Source organism: Yinghuangia sp. YIM S09857 (assembly GCF_051388915.1).
GTDB lineage: Bacteria > Actinomycetota > Actinomycetes > Streptomycetales > Streptomycetaceae > Yinghuangia.
In genome coordinates this window covers 410,475-419,692 of record NZ_JBPKBH010000001.1, presented here as the reverse complement: position 1 = coordinate 419,692, position 9,218 = coordinate 410,475, and the positions used below count along the sequence as shown (strand labels likewise).

Here is a 9,218-nt window from a genome sequence, read left to right as displayed (position 1 = left end):
CCGGGGAGGGACGGGCTCGGGGGACGTCAGCGGGGGTACGGCACGGGGAGCGGGGCGGACGGGTCCACGGGCCCGTCCGTTTCCGTGTGCGCAGGTCCCCCGGTCGGGCTTCGGGTACGTTCCGCGCCCCGCACGTTCAAGCGCCGGCGCCACCGCGAAGACGCCTCACCCCCGCGCTCCTTCAGCGCAGCGCGCGCCGTCGCACCAGGCTGTCGAGCAGCGACAGGTCGATGCCCTCCAGCGACGGCAGCACCGTGCGGTGCGGTCCGGCCGGGATGTCCGTCATGCTCGGCACCGCGACCACGACGCAGCCGGCGGCCTCGCCGGAGGCGACGCCGGTCGGCGAGTCCTCCAGCACCACGCACTGCGCGGGGTCCGCCCCCAGGGCGGCCGCCGCGGCGAGGTACGGGTCGGGGTTCGGCTTGGGCCGCGCGACCTCGTCGCCCGCGACGGTGACGCTGAAGTGGTGGGCGCCGAGCGAGGGCAGGACGGCGTCGACGATGTCCCGGTAGGACGCGGTGACCAGCGCGACCGGCACGCCCGCCGCGTCGAGTTCGGCGAGCAGGCGCTTGGCGCCGGGGCGCAGGTCCACGCCGTCGCGGAGGATCTCGACCATGCGGGCGTTGATGCGCCGCTCCAGCTCCGCGGGTGCGACGTCGACGCCGGAGATGCCGATGAGGTACGCGACGGCGGGGTCCATGGGACTGCCGAGGAGGCGTGCGGCGTGTTCGGGTCCCAGGTGGAATCCGAGATCGGCCATGACCGAGACCTCGGTGGCGAACCAGTTCCGCTCGGTGTCGACCAGCGTGCCGTCCATGTCGCACAGCACCGCCTGGAGGTCCGAACCGGGGTACGCCCGGGCTTCGAGAGCCGTCATGGCCACCTGCCTCTCGTGTCGGCCCGGCGGTTCCCTGCCGGGCGGCGCGTCGTCGCTCCCCCTCCTTCACTCGGCTCACTCGCAGGTGATGGGCCCTCGATTGTCCGTGACCGATGGGTTGGAGGCAAGCGCATAACTACGCGCGTCACGGAGTATTGGCGGAGTGTTGTTCCGTGATTTCCCGGCGCGTGTCCGTGCCGGGGGCCGTTCCGGGCGTCCGCCGCCGAGGCGCGATTTCCAGCCGCGGCCGGGCGGCGTACTAGAGCGGCGAGTACAGGGACAGCGCGACCTCGGCGGTGACGACCAGCGGGTCGGGCAGGGCCGCGATGCGGGCGCGCAGCTCGGCCGGGTCGGTGTGCCAGGCGGACGGGCCCATGCCGACGACGGCGGCGATGTCCTCGTGCCCGAGCGCGAGGGTGAAGCCGATGCGCTGCGCGCGGCCGGGTGTGAAGTGGGGTGCGAGGGCGGTGTCGAGGCGGGTCTGCTTGTCCTCGTCGACGCGCAGCAGGCCGAGGGTGGCGACGAGTTCGGCGAGGTGTGCGGCGGTCGGGGTGACGACCGCGAGGGTGCCCTGCGGGTGCAGGATGCGCCGCAGCTCGGCGGGGTTGCGGGGCGCGAAGACGTTCAGGACGAGGGCCGCGGCGGCGTCGCGTACCGGCAGCGGGCGCCATGCGTCGCAGACGACGGCGGCCGCGCGCGGGTGGGCCTTGGCGGCGCGGCGCAGCGCGTACTTGGAGATGTCGAGGGCGAGTCCGGTGCGGTCGGGGGCGGCGTCGAGGGCGTGCGCGAGGTAGTGGCCGGTTCCGGCGCCGACGTCGACGACGGCGCCGGGCGGCGTGCCGGGCGTGCCCGCGGCGGCGGTGGCTTCCGCGGCGAGGGCTTCGGCGACGGGCTTGTAGTGACCCGCGCGCAGGAAGGCGTCGCGGGCGGCCACCATGTCGGCGGTGTCGGCGGTACCGGGGCGGGCGTCGCCGGTGAGGAGGTTGGCGTACCCCTGCCGGGCGATGTCGAAGGTGTGGCGTCCGGCGGCGCAGCGCAGGGCGCGGCCGACGGGGTCGGCGGCGAGGTCGGCGCGGCAGTGCGGGCAGCGCAGGAGAGCGACGGCGTCGTGGAGCACTGCGGCCTTCCTCGGGTACGTGCGGCCCGCATCGGGCCCGGGCTCCCGGCCGATCCTGGCAGCCGTCGGCGGCGCGCGCGAACCCTGCCTGCGCCGGCCCGCACACGGACGGCCGCCACCCGTTGGGGGCGGCCGTCCGTGCGACCGCCTACCGGGCGTTGAAGTACTTCGCCTCCGGGTGGTGCAGCACGATGGCGTCGGTCGACTGTTCGGGGTGCAGTTGGAACTCCTCGGACAGGTCGACGCCGATGCGCGACGGGTCGAGCAGGCTCACGATCTTGGCGCGGTCCTCCAGGTCGGGGCAGGCCCCGTACCCGAGGGAGAAGCGCGCGCCGCGGTATTCCAGCTTGAGCATGCCGTCGATGTCCCCGGGGTCCTCGCCGGCGAAGCCCAGTTCGGCGCGGACGCGGGCGTGCCAGTACTCGGCCAGAGCCTCGGCGAGTTGCACGGACAGGCCGTGCAGTTCGAGGTAGTCGCGGTAGGCGTTGTCGGCGAAGAGTTTGCCGGTGGCCTCGGAGAGGCGCGGGCCCATGGTGACGACCTGGAAGCCGACGACGTCGACCTCGCCGGAGTCCTCGGGGCGGAAGTAGTCGGCGAGGCAGAGGTGCCGGTCGCGGCGCTGGCGCGGGAAGGTGAAGCGGGTGCGCTCGGAACCGTCCTCGTGCAGCACGATGAGGTCGTCGCCCTTGGAGACGCACGGGAAGTAGCCGTAGACGACGGCCGCTTCGAGGAGGTTCTCGGTGACGAGCTTGTCGAGCCAGTAGCGCAGCCTCGGGCGGCCCTCGGTCTCGACCAGTTCCTCGTACGTCGGCCCGTTGCCGCCGCGCGCCGGCTTGAGGCCCCACTGCCCCATGAAGGTGGCGCGTTCGTCGAGCCAGGAGGCGTAGTCGGCGAGCTGGATGCCCTTGACGACGCGGTCGCCCCAGAAGGGCGGGGCGGGAACGGGGTTGGTGGTGGAGACGTCCGATCGCGCGGGCATGTCCTCGGGCTTGGTCTCGACGAGCGAGGCGGCCGCGACCTTGCGGCGCTTGAGCGGCGGCAGGACGGCGCCGGGGACGCCGCGCTTGACGCCCATGAGGGCGTCCATGAGCCGCAGCCCCTCGAACGCGTCGCGGGCGTAGCGCACTTCGCCCGCGTAGATGTCGTAGAGGTCCTCTTCGACGTACGCGCGGGTCAGCGCGGCGCCGCCGAGGATCACCGGGTATCCGGTGGCCAGGCCGCGCTGGTTGAGCTCCTGGAGGTTCTCCTTCATGATCACCGTGGACTTGACCAGCAGCCCGGACATGCCGATGACGTCGGCGCGGTGCTCCTCGGCGGCCTCCAGGATCGCCGAGACGGGCTGCTTGATGCCGATGTTGACGACGTTGTAGCCGTTGTTGCTGAGGATGATGTCGACGAGGTTCTTGCCGATGTCGTGGACGTCGCCCTTGACGGTGGCGAGCACGATGGTGCCCTTGCCGTCGTCGTCGCTCTTCTCCATGTGCGGTTCGAGGTGGGCGACGGCGGTCTTCATGACCTCGGCGGACTGGAGGACGAACGGCAGCTGCATCTGGCCGGAGCCGAACAGCTCGCCGACGACCTTCATGCCCTCCAGGAGGGTGTCGTTGATGATCTCCAGGGCGGGGCGGGTGGCCAGCGCCTCGTCGAGGTCGGCTTCCAGGCCCTGGCGCTCGCCGTCGATGATGCGGCGTTCGAGGCGCTCGCCGAGCGGAAGCGCGGCCAGTTCCTCGGCGCGGGAGGCCTTGACCGACTTGGCGTCGACGCCCTCGAACAGCTCCATGAAGCGGGTGAGCGGGTCGTAGTCGGGGCGGCGCCGGTCGTGGACCATGTCGAGGGCGACTTCGCGCTGTTCCTCGGGGATCCGGGCCATGGGCAGGATCTTGGAGGCGTGCACGATGGCCGAGTCGAGGCCGGCGTCGATGCACTCGTTGAGGAACACCGAGTTGAGGACCATGCGGGCCGCGGCGTTGAGGCCGAACGACACGTTGGACAGGCCGAGCGTGGTCTGCACCTGCGGGTAGAGGCGCTTGATCTCGCGGATGGCGTCGATGGTCTCGATGCCGTCGCGGCGCGTCTCCTCCTGCCCGGTGCCGATCGGGAAGGTGAGGCAGTCGACGATGATGTCGGCGACGTCGAAGCCGTAGTTGTCGCGCAGGTCGCGGATGATGCGGTCGGCGACGCGCACCTTCCATTCGGCGGTGCGGGCCTGCCCCTCCTCGTCGATGGTGAGGGCGACGAGTGCGGCGCCGTGCTCCTTGGCGAGTGCGGCGATGCGGGCGAAGCGCGAGGTGGGGCCGTCGCCGTCCTCGTAGTTGACGGAGTTGACGACCGCGCGGCCGCCGAGGTGTTCGAGGCCGGCCTGGATGACCTCGGGCTCGGTGGAGTCGAGCACGATCGGCAGCGTGGTGGCGGTGGCGAGGCGGGACGCGAGCTCGCGCATGTCCTGGGCGCCGTCGCGGCCGACGTAGTCGACGTTGAGGTCGAGCATGTGGGCGCCGTCGCGGGACTGGTCGCGCGCGATCTCCAGGCACTTCTCCCAGTCCTCGGCGAGCATGGCCTCGCGGAATGCCTTGGAGCCGTTGGCGTTGGTGCGTTCGCCGATGGCGAGGTACGAGGTGTCCTGGCGGAACGGCACCGACTGGTACAGCGACGCCGCACTGGCCTCGTGGCGCGGGACGCGCGGGGCGAGTTCGCGGCCGCGTACGCGCTCGACGATCTGCCGCAGGTGCTCGGGCGTGGTGCCGCAGCAGCCGCCGACCAGAGCGAGGCCGTATTCGCGGGTGAACACGTCGTGGGCGTCGGCCAGTTCCTCGGGGCTGAGGGGGTAGTGCGCGCCGTCCTTGGTGAGGACGGGCAGGCCCGCGTTCGGCATCGCGGAGATGCCGATCTGCGCGTGCCGGGCGAGGTGCCGCAGGTGCTCGCTCATCTCGGCGGGGCCGGTGGCGCAGTTGAGGCCGATGAGGTCGACGCCGAGCGGTTCGAGGGCGGTGAGCGCGGCGCCGATCTCGGAGCCGAGCAGCATGGTGCCGGTGGTCTCGACGGTGACCTGGACGAAGACCGGCAGATCCGTTCCGGCGGCCTGGTTGGCGCGGTGCGCGCCGATGATGGAGGCCTTCGTCTGGAGGAGGTCCTGGGTGGTCTCGACGAGGAGGGCGTGCGCGCCGCCCGCGATCAGTCCGGCGGCGTTGGCCTGGTAGGCGTCGCGGAGCACCGCGTACGTCGTGTGGCCGAGGCTGGGCAGCTTGGTGCCGGGGCCGATGGAGCCGAGGACCCAGCGGGGGTGGTCGGCTGTGGAGTGGCCGTCGGCGACCTCGCGGGCGAGGCGGGCGCCGGCTTCGGACAGCTCGAAGATGCGGTCGGCGATGTCGTATTCGGCGAGGTTGGCGAAGTTGGCGCCGAAGGTGTTGGTCTCGACGCAGTCGACGCCGACGGCGAAGTAGGCCTCGTGGACCGCGCGCACGACGTCGGGGCGGGAGATGTTGAGGATCTCGTTGCAGCCCTCGTGGCCCTGGAAATCGTCGAGTGTGGGGTCCTGCGCCTGCAACATCGTGCCCATGGCCCCGTCCGCGACGACGACTCGGGTGGCAAGTGCTTCACGGAGTTGCTGGGGGGTCGCGGATGCTGCGGTCATCAGGATTCTCCCTGGGGTGCGACGGCTGTCGGCTTGGCGGCCCTTCGTGGGCCCGCGGCTCGAAAATCCGGGCCGGGCGAACAGCCTAACTGCGCGGCGGGTGCTTCCCGCGTTCCGTCCCACCAGATGGGCGCACGGTCACACCGTGCGGGCGGTCCCGGGCGCTTTCCGGGGAAGCCGTAGGCTTGACGCGACGGACCTGGGTAAGAACGACCGTACGGATCGACGATTGGACCGGCAGGGCGCCGGCGAGGAGGCACCGGACTTGATCGAGCTCGACGACATCCCCGAACTGGTCGATCCCGTCATGGTGACCGCGTTCGAGGGGTGGAACGACGCGGGCGACGCCGCGTCCGGCGCCGTCGCGCACCTCGACCAGGTCTGGGGTGGCGAGGTCTTCGCGGCGTTGGACGCGGAGGACTACTACGACTTCCAGGTCAACCGGCCGACGGTGTGGCTGGACGGCGACCAGCGGCGCATCACGTGGCCGACGACGCGGCTGTCGGTGGTGCGGGTGCCGGAGCCCCGCCGCGACATCGTGCTGGTGCACGGCATCGAGCCGAACATGCGCTGGCGGTCGTTCTGCAACGAACTGCTCGGGTTCGCGCACGAGCTGGGCGTGGAGACGGTGGTGACGCTGGGCGCCCTGCTGGGCGACACACCGCACACCCGCCCGGTGCCGGTGACGGGCACGACGTCGGACGCCGTGGTGGCGTCCGGGCTGGGGCTGGAGCAGACGCGGTACGAGGGCCCGACGGGCATCGTGGGCGTGCTCCAGGAGGCGTGCGCGCACGCGGGCATGCCGGCCCTGACATTCTGGGCGGCGGTGCCGCACTACGTGTCGCAGGCCCCGTCCCCGAAGGCGACGCTCGCGCTGCTGCGCAAGCTGGAGGACTTCCTCGACCTGTCCATCCCGATGGGCGACCTCACCGAGGACGCCCGGGCCTGGCAGTTGGGCGTGGACCAGCTCGCGTCGGAGGACACGGAGGTGGCGGAGTACGTGCAGGCGCTGGAGGCCGCGCGGGACGCCGAGGACCTGCCGGAGGCGTCGGGCGAGGCGATCGCGCTGGAGTTCGAGCGGTACCTGCGCCGCAAGGGCGGCGAGCCCGGCCCGTCGTGACCGAGGGCCGTCGGGGGCCGACCGCCGGACTTCCGGCGGCCGGCCCTTTCGCGTCCACGGCCCCTACAGGCCGATGCGCCGAGACCCGAAGGACCCGGCCTAGGCGATCCCGGCGGCCTCGGCGAAGGCGCGGAGTTCGCGGGGCTTGTCGGGGCCCACGGGCTGGTAGGCGATCTCGGTGACGCCGTTGGCGGCCATCTCGGCGATGCGTTCGCGCACCCGCTCGGGGGTGCCGGTCAGGGTGAGCTGGGGCGCGAGGTCGCGGGACTGCTCCCAGATGAGCCGGTCGTGGCGGTTGAGGGCGACGAGGTGTCCGTCGTGCACGGACAGGTGCCGGGCGTCCTCGGGGGCGAGTTCGACGGATTCGCGCCAGACCTGGCCGCCCGGGAAGCCGTCCACGCCGGGGCCGGAGCGCTCGTAGACGGCGTGGTAGATGACGGCGACGGCGGGTCCGGCGGCCTCGCGGACGCGGTCGGACGTCGGGTGCTCGCCTTCCTCCAGGACGGTGCCGAACTGGAGGGTGGCGCGCCACGCGAACGCGCCGGCCTTCTGCACGGATCCGACGGAGAACACGCCGTCGGCGAGGCGTTCGGCGGCGGCGAGCCCCTTGGGGCCTTCGGCGCCGAGCAGGATGGGCACGTCGGCGAGCGGGCGCGCGGCGCCGTATCCGGGCGGTTGCAGCATGCGCAGCGCCTTGCCCTCCCAGATGATTTCCTCGCCGCGCAGGAGCGCGCGCAGGGCCGCGACGTACTGTTCGACCTGTGACCAGGGCATGGGCCGCTGGCCGAGCATCATGCGCCCGGTGAAGCCGGCGCCGAGGGTCACCGCGACGCGCCCGGGGGCGAGTTCGGCGAGGTGGGCGATGGCCGCGGCGTTGGCCATCGGGTGCCGCAGGCTGGGGACCAGGACGGCGGGGCCGAGGCCGATGGTGCTGGTGCGCTCGGCGGCCAGCGCGAGGGTCATCCACACGTCGCCGTAGAGGACCGGCGAGTCGTAGCACCAGGCCCGGGTGTAGCCGAGGCGTTCGGCCTCGGCGATGAGGGCGGGGGCTTCGGCCGACGGCGGCAGGGCGCACGAGATCTCCATGGCGGGGACCCTAGTGATCCCGGCGCGCGAAGAGAACAGGTTCTCGTTGCGGCCTGTCTCCGGCCCGCCCCGTGCACCAAGACGTCACCCGAACGGGGGACGTCCGGGCGCGTCGCACCCCGCCCCCACGTTCGCGACATCTCGTGCGTCAGCGGGCGTCTCGGCGCTTTCCGGGCTGTGACTCAGGGCACGTATCGAGGTAGTGCGAGGCCCCCGTCGATATGGTCGTCGCGGCCCCTGCGGCGATCACATTCAGGGCTGGTCACCCCGTCAGGGACCCGGTCGGCACCGGCTCCGGCACGGGCTCGAAGTCGGCCGTCCACGCACGCCCTTAGCGAGGGGAGCACGCGTGTCCCAGCCTGTTCAGCCAGTTCAGCCCGCCGCGGCCGACGGGGGCGCAGCCGCCCCCGCGACGGCCGAGGCGGACCTGCTGATCATCGGCGCCGGTCCCACCGGCCTGTACGCCGCCTACTACGCCGGGTTCCGCGGCCTGAAGGTCGCGGTCCTCGACTCGCTCCCCGAGATCGGGGGGCAGATCACGGCGATGTACCCGGAGAAGATGATCTACGACGTGGCGGGGTTCCCGGCCGTGAAGGGCCAGGACCTCGTCGACGCGCTCGGCGCCCAGGCCGGGCAGTTCGATCCGCAGTATCTGCTCGGCCACCGCGCGGAGAACCTCGAACACGGCGAGGACTCGGTCACCGTCACCTGCGACACGGGCCTGGTCGTCACCGCGAAGGTGGTGCTGATCAGCGGCGGGATCGGCACGTTCAGCCCGCGTCCGTTGCCGGCCGCCGACGACTTCGCGGGCGACGGCGTCGTGTTCTTCGTCCCGCGGCTCGCCGAACTGGCGGGCCTGGACGTGCTGATCGTCGGCGGCGGCGACTCCGCGTTCGACTGGGCGATGAGCCTGGAGCCGTTGGCGAAGTCGGTGACGCTGGTGCACCGGCGCGACAAATTCCGCGCGCACGAGCACACCGTGCAGCGGGTGCTGGCGTCGTCCGTCGAGGTCATCACGTCCTCGGAGGTCGCGGCACTGCGCGGCAACGGCCGCGTCGAGGCGGCGGAGATCGTCGCGAAGGCGGACGGCGCGAAGCGCACGGTGCCCGCGCAGGCGGTCGTCGCGGCGCTCGGGTTCATCGCGGACCTGGGGCCGATGAGCCGCTGGGGGCTGGAGCAGCGCAAGCGGCACATCCTCGTCGACTCGACCATGCGTACGAATTACGCTCGCGTGTTCGCGGCCGGCGACATCGCCGACTACGACGGCAAGGTCAAGCTGATCGCGACCGGCTTCGGCGAGGCCGCGACGGCGGTCAACAACGCGATGACGGTGATCGACCCGGCGGCGAAGGTGTTCCCGGGGCACTCGTCCGACTCGGGCTGAGCC

Annotated in this window: 5 protein-coding genes and 1 pseudogene; 2 read left to right on the top strand and 4 right to left on the bottom strand. The window is 72.3% G+C overall.

Features of this window, described 5'->3' with window-relative positions:
- Positions 1–181: 181 nt before the first annotated feature.
- The 3 genes from ACRX5S_RS01830 to metH form a co-directional block, all read right to left on the bottom strand.
- Positions 182–877 carry an HAD family hydrolase gene (locus ACRX5S_RS01830; protein WP_436770877.1) on the bottom strand — a complete coding sequence of 232 codons (696 nt, stop codon included), beginning with the start codon at positions 875–877 and terminating at the stop codon, positions 182–184.
- Between the two features lie 259 nt (positions 878–1,136).
- Positions 1,137–1,994: a methyltransferase domain-containing protein gene (locus tag ACRX5S_RS01825; RefSeq protein ID WP_436770876.1), complete on the bottom strand. Its 858-nt coding sequence runs from the start codon at positions 1,992–1,994 to the stop codon at positions 1,137–1,139.
- 148 nt (positions 1,995–2,142) lie between these two features.
- On the bottom strand, positions 2,143–5,625 hold the full coding sequence (gene metH, locus ACRX5S_RS01820; RefSeq protein WP_436770875.1) for a methionine synthase: 3,483 nt from the start codon (positions 5,623–5,625) through the stop codon (positions 2,143–2,145).
- 265 nt (positions 5,626–5,890) lie between these two features.
- Between metH and ACRX5S_RS01815 the strand changes: the two are divergent.
- Positions 5,891–6,736 (top strand): annotated as a pseudogene (locus ACRX5S_RS01815) (PAC2 family protein); the annotation flags it as partial.
- A gap of 108 nt (positions 6,737–6,844) precedes the next feature.
- Here ACRX5S_RS01815 and ACRX5S_RS01810 read toward each other — a convergent pair.
- On the bottom strand, positions 6,845–7,831 hold the full coding sequence (locus ACRX5S_RS01810; RefSeq protein ID WP_436770874.1) for an LLM class flavin-dependent oxidoreductase: 987 nt from the start codon (positions 7,829–7,831) through the stop codon (positions 6,845–6,847).
- Positions 7,832–8,180: 349 nt separating this feature from the next.
- Between ACRX5S_RS01810 and ACRX5S_RS01805 the strand changes: the two genes are divergently transcribed.
- Positions 8,181–9,215, top strand: coding sequence for an NAD(P)/FAD-dependent oxidoreductase (locus tag ACRX5S_RS01805; RefSeq protein ID WP_436770873.1), 1,035 nt, complete (start codon positions 8,181–8,183; stop codon positions 9,213–9,215).
- Positions 9,216–9,218 lie beyond the last annotated feature (3 nt).

Bases quoted from the DNA above. Each gene is read 5' to 3' on its own strand.
- ACRX5S_RS01810 (WP_436770874.1), bottom strand. From the start codon at position 7,831: ATGGAGATCTCGTGCGCCCTGCCGCCGTCGGCCGAAGCCCCCGCCCTC.
- ACRX5S_RS01830 (WP_436770877.1), bottom strand. From the start codon at position 877: ATGACGGCTCTCGAAGCCCGGGCGTACCCCGGTTCGGACCTCCAGGCG.
- metH (WP_436770875.1), bottom strand. From the start codon at position 5,625: ATGACCGCAGCATCCGCGACCCCCCAGCAACTCCGTGAAGCACTTGCC.